Annotated in this window: 16 protein-coding genes; 7 read left to right on the top strand and 9 right to left on the bottom strand. The window is 70.8% G+C overall.

The features are described from left to right. Positions 1-44 precede the first annotated feature (44 nt). The 3 genes from FHS97_RS03020 to FHS97_RS03030 are packed head-to-tail and all read left to right on the top strand — an operon-like array spanning position 45 to position 3,132. The gene (locus tag FHS97_RS03020) at positions 45-698 is read left to right on the top strand and encodes a response regulator (RefSeq protein ID WP_184033147.1); all 654 of its coding nucleotides are present in this window, start codon (positions 45-47) and stop codon (positions 696-698) included. Further along, on the top strand, positions 695-2,764 hold the full coding sequence (locus FHS97_RS03025; protein WP_184033148.1) for an ATP-binding protein: 2,070 nt from the start codon (positions 695-697) through the stop codon (positions 2,762-2,764). Before FHS97_RS03020 ends, FHS97_RS03025 begins: the two co-directional genes overlap by 4 nt. Continuing rightward, positions 2,761-3,132, top strand: coding sequence for a response regulator (locus tag FHS97_RS03030; RefSeq protein WP_184033149.1), 372 nt, complete (start codon positions 2,761-2,763; stop codon positions 3,130-3,132). The genes FHS97_RS03025 and FHS97_RS03030 overlap by 4 nt, the downstream gene beginning before the upstream one ends. A 52-nt stretch (positions 3,133-3,184) precedes the next feature. Here FHS97_RS03030 and FHS97_RS03035 read toward each other — a convergent pair whose 3' ends face one another. The 9 genes from FHS97_RS03035 to FHS97_RS03075 all read right to left on the bottom strand — a co-directional run bounded on the left by FHS97_RS03035 (position 3,185) and on the right by FHS97_RS03075 (position 14,826). Continuing rightward, positions 3,185-8,131, bottom strand: a complete 4,947-nt coding sequence (locus tag FHS97_RS03035; RefSeq protein WP_184033150.1) for a DUF11 domain-containing protein — start codon at positions 8,129-8,131, stop codon at positions 3,185-3,187. 72 nt (positions 8,132-8,203) lie between these two features. Continuing rightward, positions 8,204-9,340, bottom strand: coding sequence for a hypothetical protein (locus FHS97_RS03040; protein ID WP_246346413.1), 1,137 nt, complete (start codon positions 9,338-9,340; stop codon positions 8,204-8,206). A 37-nt stretch (positions 9,341-9,377) separates the two neighbouring features. Beyond that, entirely contained in the window at positions 9,378-9,821 is a 444-nt protein-coding gene (locus FHS97_RS03045) for a hypothetical protein (RefSeq protein ID WP_246346414.1), read from the bottom strand. Positions 9,822-9,832: 11 nt separating this feature from the next. Further along, a complete protein-coding gene (locus FHS97_RS03050; protein WP_184033151.1) occupies positions 9,833-10,699 on the bottom strand; it encodes a hypothetical protein in 867 nt (288 codons plus the stop codon). A gap of 130 nt (positions 10,700-10,829) precedes the next feature. Then, the gene (locus FHS97_RS03055; RefSeq protein ID WP_343053350.1) at positions 10,830-12,119 is read right to left on the bottom strand and encodes a PQQ-dependent sugar dehydrogenase; all 1,290 of its coding nucleotides are present in this window, start codon (positions 12,117-12,119) and stop codon (positions 10,830-10,832) included. A gap of 124 nt (positions 12,120-12,243) precedes the next feature. Beyond that, positions 12,244-12,957, bottom strand: a complete 714-nt coding sequence (locus FHS97_RS03060; RefSeq protein ID WP_184033152.1) for an MgtC/SapB family protein — start codon at positions 12,955-12,957, stop codon at positions 12,244-12,246. 67 nt (positions 12,958-13,024) lie between these two features. Next, positions 13,025-13,198 carry a hypothetical protein gene (locus tag FHS97_RS03065; RefSeq protein ID WP_184033154.1) on the bottom strand — a complete coding sequence of 58 codons (174 nt, stop codon included), beginning with the start codon at positions 13,196-13,198 and terminating at the stop codon, positions 13,025-13,027. Continuing rightward, positions 13,185-14,564 carry a carbohydrate porin gene (locus FHS97_RS03070; RefSeq protein ID WP_184033156.1) on the bottom strand — a complete coding sequence of 460 codons (1,380 nt, stop codon included), beginning with the start codon at positions 14,562-14,564 and terminating at the stop codon, positions 13,185-13,187. Before FHS97_RS03070 ends, FHS97_RS03065 begins: the two co-directional genes overlap by 14 nt. Before the next feature lie 112 nt (positions 14,565-14,676). Then, positions 14,677-14,826, bottom strand: coding sequence for a hypothetical protein (locus FHS97_RS03075; RefSeq protein WP_184033158.1), 150 nt, complete (start codon positions 14,824-14,826; stop codon positions 14,677-14,679). Between the two features lie 284 nt (positions 14,827-15,110). Here FHS97_RS03075 and FHS97_RS03080 point away from each other — a divergent pair, with 284 nt between their 5' ends. The 4 genes from FHS97_RS03080 (at position 15,111) to FHS97_RS03095 (ending at position 20,425) form a co-directional block, all read left to right on the top strand. Then, positions 15,111-15,389, top strand: a complete 279-nt coding sequence (locus FHS97_RS03080) for a metal/formaldehyde-sensitive transcriptional repressor (protein WP_184033160.1) — start codon at positions 15,111-15,113, stop codon at positions 15,387-15,389. Between the two features lie 352 nt (positions 15,390-15,741). Next, entirely contained in the window at positions 15,742-18,174 is a 2,433-nt protein-coding gene (locus tag FHS97_RS03085; protein ID WP_184033162.1) for an EAL domain-containing protein, read from the top strand. A gap of 275 nt (positions 18,175-18,449) precedes the next feature. Next, positions 18,450-19,310 carry a DUF4394 domain-containing protein gene (locus FHS97_RS17365; RefSeq protein WP_184034019.1) on the top strand — a complete coding sequence of 287 codons (861 nt, stop codon included), beginning with the start codon at positions 18,450-18,452 and terminating at the stop codon, positions 19,308-19,310. 179 nt (positions 19,311-19,489) lie between these two features. Continuing rightward, complete coding sequence (locus FHS97_RS03095; protein ID WP_184033164.1) at positions 19,490-20,425, top strand: hypothetical protein; 936 nt, start codon at positions 19,490-19,492, stop codon at positions 20,423-20,425. Positions 20,426-20,432 lie beyond the last annotated feature (7 nt).

A 20,432-nucleotide genomic window follows, 5' to 3' on the forward strand; every position in this document is an offset into this window, starting at 1 on the left:
GGACCGCAATCTTCGATAGCGATAACAACTGCAACCACAACGGCATGGCAGAAGACGGACGCAGGCTGGGAGGACGCGCCTTGGTCGCCGATGACCATCCGCTGACCCGCGAGGGACTGGCGATGGCGGCGCGTGCGGCGCTGCCGGGCGTTTCGGTGGTGGCGGCGGGTTCGATCGCCGAGGCGCGCGCGCTGACGCAACGATCGCCGATGCGGATGATCCTGCTCGATTTCCACCTGCCCGATGCGCGCGGCTTCTCCGGACTGCTGACCTTGCAGATGGATGCGCCGACCACGCCGATCGTGGTGGTGTCCGCCAGCGAGGAATCGCGGCTGGTGGAAGCGGCGCGCGCGGTCGGGGCGGCGGGCTATCTGTTCAAGAGCCTGCCGCTCGACGATCTCGCCGAGCGGCTGCGGCGCGTCGATGGCGGGCAGCGTATCTTCCCGCCGGTCGCGCCGGCCGATGCGGCCGGGTTGGCCGACCTGCGCGCGCGGCTGGCGTCCTTGTCCAATGCGCAGCGCGCGGTGCTGGTGGCGCTGGCCGACGGGCGCGCGAACAAGCAGATCGCGCGCGACCTCGGCGTGACCGAAGCGACGGTCAAGGCGCATCTGACCGCGATCTTCCGCAAGCTGGGGGTCGCCAACCGCGCGCAGGCGCTGCTCGCCGCGCGACCGCTGATCGGCCGCGCGGAGCCGTGACCGCGCTTGCGCCACCCGCTCCGCCGTCGCGGTGGCGCTTCCTGCTGATCGCGACGCTGACGCCGCTCCTGCTGGCGGCGCTGATCGGCTGGACCGGCGTCGAACATGCACGGTCGCTGGAAGCGCAGGCGGAAGCGGCGCGATCGTTCGAGCGCGAGCGGGTGTTGTTGCTGCTGATGTCGGCGGTGAAGGACGCCGAGACCGCGCAGCGCGGGCTGCTGCTGACGGGCGATCGTGCGTTCCTGGCACCTTATGCCCCGGCGCGCGCCGAGGTCGAGCGACTGCTGGGCGCGGCGGGCGCGGCCGGCCGGTCGCTGCGCCCGGCGATCGCGGCCAAGTTCGCCGAGCTGGACGCGACGATCGCGCTGTTCGAGCGCGGCGATGCCGCGGCGATGCGGCGGGAGGTCGCGTCGGGGCGCGGCAAGCGGATCATGGACGCGCTGCGCGACGCGGTGGCGGCCGCCGCGGCGGCCGAACGCACCCGCAGCGCCGAGCGTTCGGCCTCGTTCAGGCGCCATCGCGACGACAGTTACCGGCTGCTCGAGGTGAGCGGCGCGCTGGCCGGTCTGATCCTGCTCGGCATCATCCTGGCGTTGTGGCGCTCGCTGTCGGAACGCCATGCGGCGGCGCGCGCCGCGCACGAGGCCGCGACGCGCCACGCCGCGATCCTGGCGAGTACCACCGACACGCTGCTGATCGTCACCACCGGCGGGACGATCGAGACGATCAACGCCGCCGGGCAGGACTTGCTGGGCTATAGCGCGGCGGAACTCAGCGCACGCGATCTGGCGACGGTGCTGCCATCGCGCGCGGGCGACGACGACCTTCGCGCGCGGTTCGGCGCAGGCGCGGCGCGCGGCGTCTTCCCCGATCAGGTCGCGCGGCGGCGCGACGGCAGCGACGTGACCGTCGATGTCGCGATCGGGGTGATGCATGGCCCGGATGGCGACCGGCTCGTGCTCTCGCTGCGCGATGCGTCCGACCGGCTGCGGATCGCCCGCGCCAAGGACGAGCTGATCTCGACCGTCAGCCACGAATTGCGGACGCCGCTGACCTCGGTGGTCGGATCGCTGGCGCTGTTGCGTGCCGCCGATGCCGGCGAATGGCCGCCGCAGGCGGTGCGGCTGGTGGCGATCGCCGACAATAACGCGCGGCGATTGATCCGGCTCATCGACGACATGCTCGACGTCGACCGGATCGAGAGCGGGCAATTGACGATCGCGCGCAAGCCGCTCGATCTGCGGACAATCACCGCGCAGGCCACGCTCGATGGCGAAGGGGTGGCGCAGCGACACGCGATGACGCTGGTCGATGTGGTCGCGCCCGCGCCGGTGATGGTCGCCGGCGACGTCGGGCGGTTGCTCCAGGTCGTCACCAATCTGGTGTCGAACGCGATCCACGCCTCGGCGCGCGGCGATACCGTCACGCTGCGCACCGAGGTGGCGGGGGGACGCGCGCGGGTGAGCGTCGACGATCATGGCCCGGGCGTGCCCGCCGACCTGCGCTCGCGATTGTTCGACCGCTTCCAGTCGCAGCGCGCCTCGGGCGGCACCGGGCTGGGGCTCGCGATCGCGCGCGAGATCGTCCGGCGGCTGGACGGCACGATCTGGTTCGAGGACCGCGCGGGTGGCGGGACGCGGTTCGCCTTCGACCTGCCGCTGCTCACGGATGCGACCGGCGACGCGGCGGGGCAGGCGGGGACGCCGCTGATCCTGCACGTCGATGACGATCACGACTTGTGCGAGGCGATGACCGTGGCGCTGGAGGATGTCGCGACGATGATCTGCGCCAAGGGGCTGGATGCGGCACGCGCCGATATGCGCGACCGGCGACCGACGCTGGTCCTGCTCGACATGGCGCTGGGCGACGGCACGGGCGCGGCGTTGATACCGGAGCTGCTCGACGCCTGCGGGCAACCGATCCCGCTCGTCCTGCTCACTGCGGCGGACGTGCCGCCGGAGATCGCGCGGCGCGCGACGGCGGTGCTGGTCAAGGGACGGCACGATCTGGCGGCGGTGGTCGAGACCATCCGGCGACAGCTCCGCGAGCTGGGGGCGCACCGATGACCGGGCCGCTGCGGCTGCTGCTCGTCGACGACGATCCCGATATCCGCACGATCGTGACGCTGGCGCTCGGGCTCGATCCGGCGATGACGCTGGTCGCGGTCGGCACGCCCGACGAGGCGCTGGCGGCGATTGCGGCCGGGCCGCCGTTCGATGCCGCGCTGCTCGACGTGACGATGCCGGTCATGGACGGGCCGGCGCTGCTCGGCGCGGTGCGGGCGATCGTGCCGGACCTGCCGGTGATCTTCATGACCGCGCACAGCCGCGCGCATGAACTGGTCGCGCTGTACGCGGCCGGGGCGCGGGGGGTGATCGTCAAGCCGTTCGATCCGCTGACGCTGGCGGTGCAGGTGCGCGCGCTGCTGCCCTAGAGTTTGATCCACTTACGTCGAAGCGGGCCGGTGCCGCCGCCGATGGCCGACCTCAGCGCGGCGCGGCGTTGCGGTCGAGCTTCAGGCGCAGCGTCACGAACGGGCCGCGGCGGGTGTAGCGATCCTGCGCGAGATCGCGGTCGCGATAGCCGCTGACATTGTAGCCGGCGCTGATCCACAGGTCGCGGACCGGCGAGACGCCGATGTTCGGCCCGGCGCTGAACGCCAGCGTGCGGCTGGTGATGCCGTGCTGGACCGAGCCCTGCACGCCGAGGTCGACATGCGCGCCGAGGTCGCGGCGGACCTCTGCGCCGACGATCTGCGTCAGTCCGGTGTAATCGTCGCCGCCGAAGCTGCCGCGCACCCATTTGACGCCGTGATAGAGCGTCATCTCAAGACCATGGCCGTCGCCTTCCGCGCCGCTGCGGTAATTGATCGCGATGTTGTTGATCGCGCGGCGGGTCGCCTGGAACAGGTCGCCCCCCGCCGCGACGCCGAGCACGTTGGCGGCGGTGATGCCCGCGCCGGCACGGTCGTCACGCCATTGCAGACGCTCGAGAATCGACCAGCGGCTGTCGATCGGTCGCCATGCCAACGCGGCGTCGGCGGTCAGCGACGAGGCATTCCCGACCCCGTACCAGCGCACGCCGAGCGCGAGCGACCGGCCTTCGCCGAGCGGGCGCAACAGGTTGGTGGTCAGCCCGAAGCGGTTGCCCTGCGCGCTGGCGCGATATTCGCCGCGGCCGTTCCACGACCAGCGCGGGGCGCGATAGCTGGCACCCATTGTAATCGCGGCATAATCGCCGCCGCCATTGTCCTGCACGGTGATGCCGGGGGCAAGCGCGCCGAAGGCATTGAGCGCCGTGGCGGGGTCGGCGTGGCCGCGCAGCGTGGTGCTGGCGTCGAGCGAGGCGTCGACGATCCAGCGCGCGCCGATCGGCAGCGACTGGCTGAGGCCGTATTGCGCGAACAGCCGCGGCGCGTCCTCGCTGCCCGACGCCTGTTGATTGAGCGTCGTCAACAACTTGCCGCCGGTCCACGGCGCGACGTCGAACCCGAGGCGCGCGGTCTGCGCGTCGCTGCCGGCGCCCTGCGCGACCTCATAGCCGCCGATCAGCCGGACGCCGGGGGTCAGCCGGTAGCCGGCGAGCAGCTGGTGGCGAGCGGGGAAGTCAAGGCTGTCGGTGTCGCCGCCGGGCGCGAATTGCGTCTGGCCGGTGAGCGTCAGCTTGCCGTCGAGGACCGACTGCGTGCCGCCCAGCGTCAGCAATTGCGAGGTCCGGTCGCGCCCGGTGACGCCGCGGTCGCGGGCGAGCTGGGTTCCCGCGAACAGCGTGCCGCGATCGCGCCGAAATTCGAGCCGTGTATCGAGCGCGGTGCGTGTTTCGGGGCCGTCGAGCTGTTGCTGGTGCCAGCCGGTCGCGATCAGTGACAGGCGCGGTGCGAGCTGCACGCGGCTGTCGACCCCGACGCGGCGCGCGCCGGCCTCGACGACATTCTGCTGCGAGACGCCGAAGTCGCGATCCTGCTGCCGGGCATAGACCAGCACGTCGGCGCGCGGGCCGTGATGCTCGGCCTCGGCGAGCCAGGCGCGGCCGGTGTCGAGCCCGCCGCGTCCGCCGCTCGCCGCTTCGGCGCGCAGCTCGGTGGTGGCGGTCAGCCGTGCGCGCAGGTCGACCGCGAGCAGGTCGGCGGTCGCGGTGGTCTCGTCGTGGAGCGCGGTCGCGCCGACCTCGACCTTGCCGCCGGCCAGCCGCACCGCGCCGCGCCCGCCCGCGACCTTCTTGCGGCCGCGCCCGTAGGTTTCGTAGTCGACGACGATCACGACCGGGTTGAGGCTCGGGTCGCGCGTCAGCACCGGCTCGCGGAAGCGGATCGTTCCTGCGCCGGTGTCGATGTCGTAATCGATGTGGCGCGTCATCGGCGTGGTGGTGACGACCCGCTCGGGACGGAAGCGGTCGCGGACCTCGATGCGCAACTTGTCGCTGTTGGGGACGATGTCGCGCGCGGCGAGGCGGTACGGACCCGACAGGCCGTTGCCGGGGATCTCGTCGCGCGCATAGCGTTCGTCGGTGTGCGCGGCGAAGGCGCTGAACAGCAGGCGGCGACCGTCATATTCGGCCTTCACGCCGTTCAGCGTGCGGCTGTACCGGCCGAGCCGCGTCGCGGTCAGCCCGGTCTCGTAATCGCCGAACAGCGCGTAGACGTCGCGACGCTCCAGCCGCAGATACAATTTGCGGTCGGTCGGCGCGTCATAGCCCTGGCGGGTGCCGTCGCCATAGACGGTGTAATAACGATCGGGGTCGATCGTCCCGAGCAGTCCGCGCGTGCGGTCGCGCTGCCGGTCGCTGTCATAGGCGAGCGTCGCCAGCCACGCGCCCTTGATCCGGCCCTTGGCGTAGAAGGCGAGCTGCCCGTCGCGCACCCAGCGGCCGCGCGCCAGCGGCTCGCCGTGACGGCGCAGCGTGTCGAACCCGAGCGTGCCGGCGCCGAAGCCGACGACGGTCAGCCCGCGCGCCGGCGCGGCGAGCCAGCCGGTGACGTCGATCGTGCGGCGCGTGTCGCGGTCGGCGAGATCGATCTGCGCGCGGACCTGCCCGCTCTGCATCGTCGGTTCGAGCGCGACGAACGCATAGCCGTCGTCGCCGACGACCCGCGCGCTGTGCGCCTCGCCGTTCGCGATCTGCCGGCGCTCCTGCGCGATCGCGATCTCCTCGGCGACCGCATAAGGCGCGGCGACGCGGACGGTGAGCAGGGTGCCGGCGCGCACCGGCCGGCCCTGCGCATCGGTCGCGCGCAGCGCGAGCAGCGGGCGGGTGAGACCGTCGGCGACGAGCCGGCTCTTGTCGGCGACCGCGACGACCTGCACCGGCGCGCCGGCATAATGGACGACCTGCGTCAGCGTCGTGGCGACGCGGCCATCGGCGTCGAGCACGCGCGCGACCAGCCGGTTGTCGCCGGGCACGACCGGCACGCCCGACCAGCGCGCCACCGCGATCGTGCCGGCCGCATCGGTGTCGGTGCCGTCGAAGGCGAGCGGGTCGGTGGCGACGCCGTTGACCGTCAGCGCGACGCGCTGGCCGGGGTGATGCTTGACGACGACGCGGATCGCGGGCGCGCGCGGATTGTGGTCGGCGGTCGGGAAGAGGAAGGCGGTGCCCGGCGTCTCGCCGACGAACCAGTCGCGCCCCGCGCCCGCCGCCGCGCCGTCGCTGCGGACCGGGACCGGCAGCGCGGCATCGGCGGCGGCGGTGCGGCCGGTCGGGCGGAGCTGGAAGTCGACGCGCTTGAGCAGCCCGCCGTCGCTTTCGACGAAGCGCGAGGTGGCGCTGCCGGCCTGCCGCGTATCGGCATCGCAGGCGACCGGTTCGTGGCTGGCGGGCACCGAGGCGCGGTCGAGCGCGACGACGTGCCGGCCGGCGCGCACGCCCTCGAAATGGTAGAGCCCGTCCTTGTCGGTGACGACGAACGTGCCATCCTCGAGCAGCAGGCGGATGCCGCGCACGCCACGCCGGCCCTGCGCCGGATCGCCGCACGCGCCCTCGGTGACGCGGCCGATCACGGTGAAGCCGTCGCTGAACAGCAAAGGGCGGACGCGGATCGCCGCCGCGGCCTCGTTGCCGGTGACGCCGGCGCTGCCGCTCGCCAGCACGCGGTTGACCGTCTCGCCCGCCTTCGCGCCCATCGCGATCGTCACCGTGTAGCGCAGCTCGGCGGTGCCGCGCGGCGCGATCATCGGAATGACGAAGTCGAGCTTGTGCGCGTCGCTGCCGCGCACCGGTTCGGCGACGCCGCGCGTCGAGCCCGGTTGGTAGCGCAGCCCGGCGGGCAGCAGATCGGTGACCGCGACGTTGCGCGCGGGCGCATCGCCGCGATTGGTGACGGTGACGCGATACTGGACCACATCGCCCGGCGACGCCTCGCGCGTCGAGGCGGTCTTGGTGAGCAGGAGGATGGTCTCGCCGCTGCGGTCGAGCGGGATGTCGGAATAGAAGGGCTCGGGCGAGTCGATCGTGAACGCTGCGCCGAACGACGCATCGTTGATGAGGAACGGCTTGCCGCCCGGGTCGCGCAGGCTCGCCAGCGCGCTGCGGTCGCGCATGGAGGGCGCGGCATATTGGCCGGGCGGGACGATCCGCAGGTGATAGGTGCCGGGCGCGACGAGCGGGAAACGATAATTGCCGGCGGTGAACGGATAAAGCCGCCCGCTCGCGTCGCGCGCCGAACCGCCGCTGATGACGGTCGCGGGATAGGCGCTCATGCCGTCGTCACCGTAGACGGTGGCGAGATTGCCGTTGGCGTCGAGCAGCGACACTTCCGCGCCGTCGATCAAGGCGCCGGTCATCGAATCGAAGACGTAGCCGGCCGGGTCGACAAGCAGCATCGCCTCGCTGGCATCGCTGAACTCGTTGCCCGCGAACGACATGCGCAGCTTCGGGGTGCGCGAGCGGGTCGGATCGCACGCCGACAGTTCGGCATGCTCGCCGCCGCGTGGGACGCCGCCGGCGAACACGCCGGTGTTCTCGCCGGTCTCGAACAGCGGCAGCTTGAAGACGCCGCGATCGGTATCGACGTCGATATAATCGGTCTCGCGCTTGGCCGGATCGTGGTTGTCGCCCGGCGCGTCGAGCACGATGATCATCGGCTGGCGCGTGTCGATGGTCCGCAGTGGCGCGGCGCGCGCGAGGTCGGCGGCGTCGATCGGCGCGGGCGAGAAACGCAGCTCCGGCACGGTGTCGCAGCGCATCCCGCTGAACTGGAAGCCGATCGGCGGGAGGCGGAAGCTGAGCGCGGTCGGGCGGCGGGTGCGGTCGACGTCGAGCGTCACGGTGTTCGACGCGACCGTGGCGCGCGCGTCGGGTGCGCCGAACGACAACTGCGCGGTATTGGCGATCCGCACGGTCTGCGCCGTCGCGGGGAGCGCCGCGAACAGGCACAGCGCCGCGATCACCAGCGCATGGGCGATTGCCAGCAGTGATCGGGCGCGTGCGACGGGCATGACTTGTCCCTGTCCGGCGCACGGGGTGCGCGCCGGAGTGGCGTTCATGGGCGGGAGACGGCGGGGCGGCGGCTAGTCGATCTTGACCTTGAACGACGCCGCGACCGAGCCGCCGCCGCCGACGCTGGCGAGATTGACGGTCACCTTCTTGGCAAGACCGTCGAACGCGGCAGTGTAGCCGTCGGTCTCGGTGCCGTCGTTGTCGTCATCGTCCTCGGTCGAGCCGTTGACGTTGCACACGCCCAGCGCGCCCGGCGTGCCGATCGAGATCGAGCCGGGCACATAGGTGGTGTGGCCGGGAATGACGTCGGCGAGCGTGACGCCGTTCGCGCCGGTGGTCAGCGTCGCGTTGCGGACCAGCAGGCAATATTCGACCGTCGCGCCCGGGATCGCCTTGGGATTGGCGGAGCCGAGCCCGTCTTCGAGGACGCGCGCCGATTTGGTGACGCTGAGCGCGACATTGTTCACCGCGACATGCCAGCCCGAATAGGCGCGGCCCTGGCCGTTGCGCGCGATATCGCCGAGCAGCGCGCCGTCGCTGTCGTCGTCGGCGAACACGATGTCGACGATATTGTCGGCACCCGCGAGGTTGAGGTCGGTGCCGATCAGGATCGCGCCCTGCGAATTCGCCTGACCACCGGCCGCGGCGATGACGTGGAGCGAGTTATAGGCGTATTTCGCGCCCGCCTGAGTGGGGACGTTGCCGACGACGAACACGGTCGCCGAGGCGTCGGGCAGCAGTTCGTCGATATAGGTCTGTGTATCGACGCCCGCGTCGTAGCGGCCGTTGCCGTTCGAATCGACATAGGCGCGCAGCGAGGTGACGTCGAAATTGTCGCTGCCGGGGAAAAGCCCCAGTGACAGGTTCTGCTGATCGGGATCGAGCAGGAAATCCTGCACGTCGTTGGTCAGGTTGGTGACCTGGAAGGTGGTGACGACATTCTGGTCGCCGAGGTTCACCACGGTCGGTCCGGTCTGCGCGGTGACGACGGTGAAATTCACCTTCTTGTCGACGACGAACGACGCGGTGGTCGACTGGATCGACTGGCTGGTGCCGTTGACCGAATAGGTCACCGATGCGGTGTTGTCGATCCGCGTGCCGGCGGTGGTGAGCTGCGCGGCGGGGGTCTGCGCCTGGGCCGCGCCGCTGCCGAGCGCGGCGGCCGCGACCCCGGCGAGCAGCAGGGCGATGGTCCTCTTCACGAACATGGGAGCGTCTTTCCTTCAGCGATAATGGGGTGGAGGATCACTTGAGCACGGCGTGGAAGGCGAAGGTGCCAGACGCGCCGGGCGCGAGCGGGCGGGCGAGCCGCCAGCGGACGTGCGTGACCGCGTCGGGGCCGGCCGCGCCGAGCTGCGCGAGCGTGCCGTAGCGGCGGCCGTCGACCGACAGCTCGGGGGCGGGGCTGTTCGGCGCGGGCGCGCGATAGGCGACGCCGCGCGGAACCGGATTGTCGAAGACGAGGTCGGCGAGCGGCTGCGTGCCGGTGTTGCGATAGGCGAGCGTGAACACGACGCGGTCGCCCGGCACGACGCGCTGCGCCGGGACCAGCGCGATCCTCGTCGTCCCGTCGGCGGCGCGCTGCTTGGCCTCGACCATGACCTGCGACGTGACCTGCAGCGGGCCGGCGGCGAGCGCCGGTGCGGCGAGGGCGGCGGCGGCCAGCAGAAGGAGCGGGCGGATCGGCATAAGCATGTTCCTCACAGGATGATGGCGTTGAAGCGGATCTGGCGGACCGCGCCGGCGGGCATGTCGCCGAGCGCGATGCGGACGGTGGTGCCGTCCAGCCGGCCGGCGTCGGCGAGCGGCTGGTCGTCGAGCATGATGCTGCCGGGCATGAAGCGCATGCCGTCGGGCACGGCGTCGCTCACCTCGGCGGCGGCGCAGTCGCGCGCGAAGCGGGCGGTGAGCGTGTAGGTGACGATCGCTCCGGCGACCGCACGCGCGCCGCCGCCGGGCGCGGCGACCGACTGCGCCTTGTCGAGCCGCGCGGCGGGGGTGGCGGCATCGACGAGCCGGACCGTCGCGCTCGCGCGGCCGCCGGTCGCGCCGACGGTAGCGGCGGCCGGGGTATCGGCGACGGCGGTGGCGGTGATCGCCGCGCCGGGCGCCAGCGCACCGCTCGCGAGCACGAAGATGCGCTGCTGCGCGCCGGGCGCGAGCGTGACGGTCGAGACCGGACGGTCGGTCGCGGGATCGTAACGGCCGTCGCCATCGGTATCGGCGGCGATCGTGGCGACCGTCACGCCGTCACGGTCGGCGGCGGCGCCCAGGCGGTAGACGGTGGCGGCGTTGCCGGGGTTGGCGACGGTGAAGGCGAGCGGCTGCGGCGCGGTCGCGACCGGCGCGGTCGGCACGTCGGCGGCGATCGCGGCCTCGACCAGCGCGTCGACTGCGATCGTGACGGTGTTGCTGTCGAGCGTGACCGGCGCGGCCCCGGCGGCGACCAGCGTCAGCTGCGCGGTATTTGCGATCGTCGTGCCGGCGGGGGTCGCGGCGGGCGCCGGCGTGGCGGCGACCAGCGCCGCCCCGATCATCCCCCACCACCCTGTTCCGCGTCGCGTCATCGAAATCCTCGCCTGCCCATTGCGGGCACGAGGGTCGTTCAGCGGCCGAAGTGGTTAAGCACCTGCTAGCTAAGCATCTGCACCATAATTGAGTTCGACCTAAGTCTTAGGCTTGGCCAAAGTGAGCGGGTCAGCCGGCGCGATCGGCGGTCAGCCGCAGCAGCCGCCCGTCGCTGCCGTCTTCGAGCAGCCACAGCGCCCCGTCCGGTCCGGCCATCACCGCGCGGATGCGTGCGCCCATGTCCCAGCGTTCGGCCTCGCGCGGGGTGGTGCCGTCGAAGGCGATGCGGATCAGCGCGGTCGAGGCGAGCCCGCCGACGAATGCCGAGCCACGCCATTGCGGGAACATGCTGCCGTAATAGAAAGCGAGCCCGGCCGGGGCGATGATCGGGTTCCAGTAGAGCGCGGGCTTCTGGAAACGGGGATCGCTGGCGGGCGACGCGATCGGGGTGTCGTCGTAATTCTTGCCGTAGGATACCAGCGGCCAGCCGTAGTTGCGGCCCGGCTCGATCAGGTTCAGCTCGTCGCCGCCCTGTGGCCCCATCTCGGTTTCCCAGAGCCGCCCCTCGGCATCGAAGGCGAGACCATAGGGATTGCGGTGCCCGGTGCTCCACGTCTCGGCGGGGGTGAGGTTCGGCGCGGGCATCGTCGCCTTGCGCACCGGCGCCTTGGCCGCCGCGCCGGTATTTTCGGGCGGGTCGATGATGCCGACCGTCGTCGACCCGGTCTTGCCCGCACCGGGATTGCCCGGCGCCGGCTTGCCGTCGAGCGTGAGGCGCAGGATCTTGCCCAGCGCCTGATCCGGATCCTGCGCGGGAGTGAAGCGCTGGCGCTCGCCCGAGGTCAGGAACAGGTAGCGCCCGTCGGGCGAGAAGGCGATGTACCCCCCGAACTGCCCGCCCTTGCCGCGCGGCAATTGCCGCCAGACAACCTGAAGGTCCTTGAGCGCGGGCTGCGCGCCGCTGGTGTCGAGCGTGGCGCGCGCCAGTGCGAGGCCGTCGCCGCCCTCGCCGGGCTCGGAATAAGTGAGATAGACCTGCGCGTTCTGCGCATAGGTCGGTGATACCGCGATGAACAGCAACCCGCCCTGACCCTCGAAATGGACGGTCGGGACGCCGGAGACTTGCTGCTTCTGCCCGGTGGCGGTGACGAGCCAGAGCCGGCCGGGCTTTTCGGTGACGAGCATCCGCCGGTCGGGCAGGAACGCCAGCGCCCAGGGCGTGTCGAAGCTCGCGACGGGGGTCGCCTTGAACGGCTTGGTCTTGGCGGGGGTGGCGTTGCCGTAATTGACCGGCGCCGCGCTGGCACTGGCACTGGCACTGGCACTGGCGCTGGCGGCAGGCTGGTTCGCGTCCTGCGGCGACCCGCAGCCGGCGAGCATCGGGATCATCGCCACGGCGACCGTAATATGTCGAACCACAGGGTACCTTCCTGAAAGAGAAGCACGTTTTGACGGACAAGCGCGCGGGGGGCCAGCCCTGCTTCTGTGATCTGGCGCAAAATCGTCGCGAAGGGGAGGCGCGGTGGTCCGGCCGCCGGCCGCGCTACAGTGTCGCGCTGATCGTCCAGGTCGCGGCGCTGAGGCGCGGGTCGGCGGCGAGCGTGTCGCAGATGCGGTCCAGCTCGGCGGCTTCGGCGGTGGTGGGGATGAGCGTGGCGGCGAGTTCGATCCGGTCGTCGCTCTCGGTCAGCACGTCCATCGACTGGACGGGATAATTGGCCGCCTCCAGCAGATCCCCGAGCAGATCGCGCGCCGCCGCGACATCCTCGGCCTCGCAGATGACATGGACCTTGTAGACCGCCTCGGTATTGGTGGCGCTGAGCGGTTGACGGTTGATATAGTTGACCAGCGGGCGGAGCAGGGTGTTGCCCGCGACGATGATGAGCGCGACCCCTGCCGCCTCGCCGACCAGCCCGCAGCCGCAGAACGCGCCGACCGCCGCCGACGACCACAGGGTCGCCGCGGTGTTGAGCCCGCGCACCTGCGCGCCCTCCTTCATGATGACGCCCGCGCCGAGGAAGCCGATCCCGGAGACGACATAGGCGATGATCCGCGTCGCCCCCTCGCCGCCGCCGACCCGCGCACCGAGATGAACGAACGCCGCCGCGCCGACCGCGACCAGCACCATCGTGCGCAACCCGGCGTTGCGCTGGCGGAGCTGTCGCTCCACCCCGATGATCGCGCCCAGCACGAACGCGGCGCCGAGCCGGCCGAGGATCGCGAGCATCGGGCCGAACAGGAGATAGGGCGCGGTCATCGCTAGCCCGCTTGCGCACGATGGTGCCGGGCCATGACACCGGCGCGCGAGCAGCGCGCGACCAGCGTCATGCTGAACGACAGCAGCCGCGGCAGCGCAGCCGCGAGCGAAGGATCAGGCGCGCGCCATAAAGCGCCGCATCGGCGAGCGTCAGCCAGACCCGCGCGGGCAGCAGGAACGTCCAGCGGAACGGCGATGGCGGATGACGGAACATCGGCCCGGCACCGTCAAAACGCTTCATGGGCGCGGAACCCGACCACGTTGGCGGGGCCACGGTCGCGATTGTAGCCGGGGTGCGCGACGAACTGATAATCCAGCGAAAGCTCGACACCCTTCACCGCGACGAGCTTGTAATATGCCTCACCGATATATTCGTCGCCGGGGTGCGGCAGCCGGCCGTCGCCGACCAGCACGCCGAGCCCGCCGGCATTCAGATAGCGTTGATGCGCGCGGCTGATGCCGTTGACGATAAACACCGCGCCGAACGTGTCGTCGCCGCGCCGCCAGCCCGCGCCGCGCAGCGCCAGTCCGGCCTGCGCGGTGCGGTCGATGTCGGTGAAGTCGTACGGCTCGACCTGCCCGTCGGCGATCCCGGCGCGCGCGAACACCCCCAGATCATCGGTGATCGCCTGTTCGGCATTGACGCTGACGCCCGCGCGCGTCCGACGGCTGCGCAACGGCGTGGTGTCGGCGGCGGCGCCGGTGCGCGCCGAAAGCGCGACCGCCGCGTCGAACCGCCCGAACCGCCCGCGATTGCGGAACAGCGTGACGCGCAGCGCGCCGGGGTGGCCGGCGAGGTGATGGCGGTGCTCGACCTCGGCATCGAGCTGATATTGCCCGAAGCCGGTCTCCAGCGTCTCGCCATTGGGCACCCGCGACAGATTGAACGTGCCGAGCCGCACCGTCCACGCACCGCGCCAGGCTTCGGCTGCGACGCCGGTGGTATAGCCCCAGGCGTCGGCGGCATAATCGAAGCTGCCCGTGTCGACCGCCGCCCAGTTGAGGAAGTCGCCGCGCGGATCATGGGCGTAGCTGTTGGTGTCGAAGACGTCGCCGACCCCGAACTTGCCCGCCGTGACCACCAGCCGGTCGACCGCGCGCGATCCCGCGAGCTGGTTGGCGGCACCCGCGACCGGCTCGCGCCCGCCGCCAAGGCCGATCGTCTGGCGGAAGAAGGCCCGCTGGAGCCGCGCATAGGGCGTGCTGCGCCCGACCTTATACGCCTCGGCGCTCGGGAAGCCGGCGACGCCGAGCGTGTTCGACAGGCCGAAGCCCTGATCGATCTCGGGGTTCACCCACAGCTCCGCCCCGTGCCACGGCCGGACGCCGGCATAAAGCGTCACGTCGGCGGTCTCCTTCACCTGCCGCGGGATCAGGCTGTTGGTGCCGGTGTAGGGCGAGGCGAAGCCGGGCGTGCCCTGCACGACGACGGTGGCCTGCGCGTGGATCGCGAAGCGCGCCGCGGCAGGCGCGGCGTCGGGCCGGTCCGCGATCGCGCGCTCGGCGGCGCCGGACGGCGGCGGCGCGGCGGTCTGCGCGGCGGCGGGGGCAGAAAGGGTCAGGCTGGCGAGCGCACAGGCGCCCGCCAGCGAAAGAAGCCGGGTCATGGTCGGTCCCCTTAGATGAGACGTGTTACAGTCGGTGGGCGAGCGCGCGGCGGACGCGGCGCGCGAACACGGCACGAACGCCGCGCGCGCGTCGTCGGTCGGGCGGAGCGGGTCAGGCGGCGCGCGACGCCGCAGCGCTTTGCGATCGCACGCGTTCGTTGTCCGGGACGCGGCCGGACGCGGCGAGCCGGATGCGCCGGCTCAGCGGTTCGATACGGGTATGCGCGGCGCGCCGTTCGACACGCACGATATACAGGGTCATTAGCGACCTCCTCGGTTCCGGTGGCAGCCGGTCCGCGAGGTCGCGTCGCTGCCTCAGGCGGCGGGCACGCGCTCCGCGACCGGCACGTTTCCGGCACGGTCGACCAGTGGAGCCAGGCCCCGATGGTCGCCCTCGCCGGACGTGGTGGTAGATCGGGGTTTCATCGTGCTCCTTCTTTCCGGCACGCCGGGCGCGCCGCACGGTTGCGAGTCGCGCGGCGGCGCGGCCGATGGACGCCACATACCCACCCGGGGTATCGGATCAACCTCCAATCGGGAGCGGGCATGGACCACATCGGCAAAGAGAAGAAAAAGCTGCTCAACCGGCTGAAGCGGATGCGCGGGCAGATCGAGGCGATCGCGCGCGCGGTGGAGGAGGATCGCGACTGCGCGCGGGTGCTTCAGCAGGCCACGGCCTGCCGCGGCGCGCTCGACGGCTTCATCGCGGAGGTGATCGAGGATCATATCCGCGCGCATCTGATCGACCCCGCCGCCGCACCCGACAACCCGCAGCGCAAGGCGGCGGACGATCTGGTCGCGATCGTTCACGCCTATCTGACGTAATCGTCCTCTTCCCGGTGGCGCAGCTCCGCCCCGGCCTCAGCTGACGGGCAGGGAAGGCGGCGGCCTGCCAAGTACGGACGGTCGAGCACGGAGGTCCGGCGGAGATGAGGGCGCGCAGCACGCAGCGTGCGGCAAGTGGAGTCGATACTTGCCGGCGATGCGAGGCCGCCGAATGCAATCGTTGTATCTTGATCCGTGTTTATACGATTCCGGGCCCAAGCAACCTGCTATAACCATCGACTCGTGGTATTCCGCGGGCATGTCGGTCCCGCCCAGCGACAACACTCGCCAAGAGCATGAACGCCTGACCGCGCTGGCGCGATTACAGATACTCGGTACGCCTGCCGAAGAAGTGTTCGACCAAATCACGCGGGTCGCGGCGCTGGCACTTGGCGCGCATCACAGCGCGGTGACGCTGATCGACGACCGGCGTGCGTGGTTCAAATCGCGACATGCCTTGTCGATCGGGGAGATCGGGCGCGACGAGTCGTTCTGCACCCATACGCTGTCGTCGCGCGACCTGCTCGTCGTCCCCGATCTCACCGCCGACCCGCGTTTCGAGAACCACCCGATGGTGCGGGGCGACCTCGGCCTGCGCTTCTACGCGGGCGCGCCGCTGGTCAGCGCGGATGGCCACCACCTCGGCGCGCTCTGCGTGCTCGACACGCGGCGGCGCGCCGGGCTGTCGGTCGGCGAACGCCAGATCCTGCGCGGGCTCGCGGCGACGACGGTGCAACTGATCGAGACCCGCCGGCTGCGCACGATCGGCGTGATCGCGACGCAGGTGTTCGACCATGCGCTCGACGCGGTGATCTTCACCGCCGAGGACGGTACGATCGTGTTCGCCAACGGGCCGGCCGCGACACTGGTCGGCCTGCCCCATGCCGAGCTGCCCGGCCGGGCGATCACCGAGCTTTTCCCGGCATGGGCGGAGATGGTGCGGCTGCTGGCCGGCGGCGCGCGCGACGTCTCGGCGGCGAACCCCGAGGCACGCCATGCGTCCGGGCGGATGATCCCGGTGCGGGCGACGCTCGGGCGGGTCGGCGTGGCCGATCGCCTCGGCTATGCAACGATCGTCCAGGACGCGTCCGCGCAGCGCGCGCTGGAGCGCGAAAGCCGCGCCGCGCAGGATCTGCTCGAAACCGTGATCGAGCAATTGCCCGCAATGCTGTTCGTGAAGGACAGCGTGACCGGACAGTATCTGCTGGTCAACCGCGCGGGCGAGGTGATGTCGGGGGTACCGCGCGAGCGGCTGATCGGTCGCACCGCGACGCAGCTCTATTCCGAGCTGGGCGCGGCCTATGAAGAACAGGACCAGGACGCGCTGGCGCATCCCGGTGAAGCGCGGACGTTCGAAAACGAGTTCATCCGGCCCGACGGCGAGCGGATCACGCTGCGCACGACGCGCATCGTGCTCGACGGACCCGCGCGCGACGCGCAATATGTCGTGGGTCTGTCCGAGGATGTCAGCGAGGAGCGTCGCGCCAAGGCGGAGATCCTGCGGCTGGCGCATTTCGATGCGCTCACCGGGCTGGTCAACCGCCGCAGCTATCTCGACCGCCTCGACGAACTGCTGGCGTCGGGCACCGCGCTGGCGCTGCTGGCGGTCGACCTCGACCGCTTCCGGTCGGTCAACGACCTGTTCGGCCATGTCACCGGCGATTTCGTGCTGGCCGCGGTGGGGGAGCGGTTGCGGGCGCTCGCCGGGCCGCTCGACGTGGTGGCGCGGGTCGGCGGCGACGAATTCGTGCTGCTGGTGGTGGGTGACGATCCGGTCCGGCGCGCGCAGGCGATCGCCGCGGCGGCGGTCACGGCGCTGTCGCGACCGATCGCGGCGCCGATCGGCACCGCGCATCTCGGCGCGAGCATCGGCATCGTCCTCGCGCCGGACCATGCCGCCGAAACGGCGGCGCTGCGCCATTGCGGCGACCTCGCGCTGTATGACGCCAAGGCGCGCGGGCGCGGTGCGATCAGCGTCTACGACCCGGCGATGGACGCCGCCGCGCGCGACCGCCGCGCACTTGAGGTCGATCTGCGCGCGGCGATCGAGCGCGGCGAGATCGGGCTGTTGTACCAGCCGGTGCTGACGGTCGACAGCGGCTCGATCGGCAGCGCCGAGGCGCTGGCACGCTGGACCCACCCGACGCGCGGACCGATCAAGCCCGATCTGTTCATCGCGATCGCCGAGGAGAGCGGGCTGATCGTCCCGCTCGGGCGAATGCTGTTGCGACAGGCGTGTTTCGACGCGGCGACCTGGCCCGAGCATCTGTCGGTCGCGGTCAATCTCTCGCCCGTGCAATTCCATGCCGGCGACGTGCAGGACACGGTCGTCGCGGCGCTCGCCGACAGCGGGCTGTCGCCGCACCGCCTCAAGCTGGAGGTGACGGAGAATGTCGTGATCCACGACGTCGAGCGGACCTTCGTCGCGCTGGAGCGGCTGCGTGCCGCCGGGATCAAGATCCTGATGGACGATTTCGGGACCGGCTATTCGTCGCTCGGCTATTTCCGGCGCTTTCCGTTCGACGAGGTGAAGATCGACCAGTCGTTCGTCCACGAGCTCGAGACGTCGCCGGCCGCGACCGCGATCATCCGCGCGATCGTCGGCCTCGGCGAGGCGCTGGGGATGGCGATCGTCGCCGAAGGGGTCGAAACCTGCGCGCAGCGCGATGCGCTGGTACTGGCCGGCTGCACCCATCTGCAGGGCTATCTTTTCAGTCGCGCGGTCAGCTCGGCGAGTATCGCCGCGCTGGAAGCGAGCGGGTTGTTCGATCGGGTGGTGCTGTAGGCGGCCGGACGGCCGGGCCTCGCGGCGGTCCCTGCGGAGCAAGCCTGTCGCCGGAACAGGGGGATCATGCGACCAACCAAGAAAGACGATACGACAGATCCGGCAAATAGATGCATCGTCATCGCGGACACAAAACGTAATTATCGCTGCCGACGTTTCGCACTTCGCACTCGCTAACTCGCTGTTAAGCAAAGCCCGTCCGGTCGCGGGCAAGTGCGACTTTGTATGTTCCGCACTTGCTGCCCGGCCCGGCAACAACATAGGGAGTTGCGGTCATGAAGAAGATTCTTTCGCTTGCGACGGCGGCGCTATTGATTCCAACGACGGCATCCGCGGCAACGATCTTCGGAGTCGACGAAACCAATCAGCTCGTCACCTTCGACAGCACGAAGCCCGGCGCGTTCACCTCGTCAATCAAGATCACCGGCACCAACAGCAGCATTGCGGCGCTCGACTTTCGTCCGCTCAACGGCACGCTCTACGGTCTTGGCACCGACCGGATCGTCTATACCATCAACACGCTGACCGGCGCGGCGACGGCCGCCAGTTCGGTGCTCGGGATCGACGGGACCGTCTTCGGTTTCGACTTCAACCCGACCATCGATCGCGTGCGGATCGTCAGTAACGCCAAGAACAATTACGTCTACAATCCGAACGACGGCGCGCTGACCGGCGCGCCGACCACCAGCACGCTCGGCTATGCCGCGGGCGACGCGAACGCCGGCCGCGATCCGGGCGTCAGCGCGGCGGCCTATACCGATTCGAGCTTCGGTGCGCCGGGAACCTCGACGCAGCTCTATGTCATCGACACCGACCTCGACGTGCTCGCCAAGCAGAACAACAACGGCGGCGTGTTGACCACGGTCGGCGCGCTGGGGCTCGATCTTGGCTCGCGCACCAGCTTCGACATCGCGGGTGACGAGGCGTTCGTGTTCAACGGTACCTCGTTGTACAACGTCAATCTCGCGACGGGTGCGCTGTCGTCGCTGGGCGAGACCCCGCGCCAGCTGTTCGGGATCGCGGTCGCGCCGGTGCCCGAGCCGGCGACCTGGGCGATGATGATCCTCGGCTTCGGGGTGGTCGGTTATTCGATGCGCCGCCGCAAGACCGGCGTCCGCTTCCATCAGGCGATCTGACCCGTCCGGCCGGCGGGGGGGGGGGCGATCGCGCAGCTGCCCCCCGCCGGCACGACCCGCGCGCGGTTCCGGCGACATGACGGATACGCGCGCCGGATCGGACGTTCAGAGCCGGTCCGCTGCCGTTTGGCAGGCAGACGATCGCGCTGGTCGTGCTACCGTGACAGCGAGGAGGTGGCATGAAGAACAACAACTTATCGGGGCTTGTCGCATTGGGCGCGTTCATCGCGGCCCCGGCGATGGCGCAGGATCGCGGGTCCAGCGATCGACCGTCGCTGCAGCGCGCCAGCTTCGACGGGGGCAGCGCGATCTCGCCGTCTAGCGCGACCGCGACCGTGTCGGCGAGCAGCGTTCCGCAGGCGATGGAGCGGCTCGACGGCGGCGACACGAGCGTCGATCTGTCGCTGGGCTCACTGTACGGTGCCGGCAAGTTCGGCACCGGCTCCACCACCACCATCTGGAGCTCGGCGGTCAGCGCGCGGGTGCACGTCGACAGGCTGACGCTGTCGGCCTCCCTGCCGTGGATGCAGATCCGCAGCCGCTCGACGATCTTCACCGGGATCGATGCGACGCCGGTGCTGGTCGCGCCCAATACATCGGCCGTGAAGCGGACGGCGGAAGGGTTCGGCGACCTGACGCTCGGGGCTGCCTATACGATCGCGCCGGCCGGCGCGCCGGTCGAGGTCGAGCTGTCGGGGCGCGCCAAGATCAACACCGCGAGCCGCAGCAGCGGCCTTTCCAGCGGCGAGAACGATTATGCGGTCGGCGCGGACGTCTCGCTGCCGTTGGGCAAGGTGACCCCCTTTGCGTCGTTCACCTATCGTTTCCTCGGCGACACCGAGGCCTTCGTGCTTCGGGACGGACCGGCCGCCTCGACGGGGGCGTCGGTGGCGCTGGGGCGCGAGGCGTTCCTCGTCGCCTCCTACCATTATTCGAGCGCGGCGACCCGACAGGTGTCTGCGGCGCACGAACTGTTCGCGGGCGCGTCGCAGCGGATCGCGGGAACGCCCTTTCGCCTGACCGGCTTCGTCACCACCGGCCTGTCGCGCGGGGCCGCCGCGATCTCGGGCGGCGCCGCGCTGTCGATCGGGCTCGGTTCACCCGCCGGCCTGTGATGCGCGC

It is taken from the genome of Sphingomonas endophytica, from assembly GCF_014199415.1.
Taxonomy (GTDB): Bacteria; Pseudomonadota; Alphaproteobacteria; order Sphingomonadales; family Sphingomonadaceae; genus Sphingomonas; species Sphingomonas endophytica.